Below are 598 nucleotides of genomic sequence, written 5' to 3' on the forward strand. Positions count from 1 at the left end.
CAAGCCAGCATCGACGGCGATCGAGACAGCATGTTTGCCGCTATCGCCAAGCTCGGCGGCATCAACACCGACGAGATCACGAGCAAGTGGGGTATCGACCCTGCCGAACTAAAGGGCCTGTTCGGTGCTGGAATCAAGCGCGTTGCCACGGGCGGCGGCATGTCCATCGATGCGATGGGCGAAGCGCTGGCCGAATACGGGTACCTGTCCCGAGACGAGCACGGCAAGCACGACACGCGCGAGTTGGAGGAGCTTTTCGACTCGGAGCTGCGCGGGGAGAAGCACTATACTCCGCAGGGTTGGGAGCAGGCACTACGCGATCGCCAGGCGGCCGAGTACGAGGACTATCTAAATCAGCAGGACCTCGAAGCGGCCGGCGCTGGCAACTTCACCGACGAACAGATGGACGCGCTCGACGCTATCCTTGGCGATCCTGCCGAGGACGCCGCCGTCTCCGCATTCCTGCATAGCATCAGCGAGGCCGAAAATGTCCAAAGCTCCACCGCCGAAGAAGACCTCGGAAACGCTGCCGCCACAGAGGCAGCAGCAGATCAATCAGGCGCTCGGGAAGTTGTCGCCCCAAATGAAGAAGGACGTG

General features: G+C 61.9%; 1 protein-coding gene. It reads left to right on the forward strand.

Going from position 1 to position 598, the window contains the following annotated elements; all coding sequences use genetic code 11:
• The coding region (locus I8N66_RS36245; RefSeq protein ID WP_291165146.1) for a hypothetical protein at positions 1–598 on the forward strand (598 nt) is incomplete at both ends.

It is taken from the genome of Ensifer sp. SSB1 (assembly GCF_016652895.1).
GTDB lineage: Bacteria > Pseudomonadota > Alphaproteobacteria > Rhizobiales > Rhizobiaceae > Ensifer.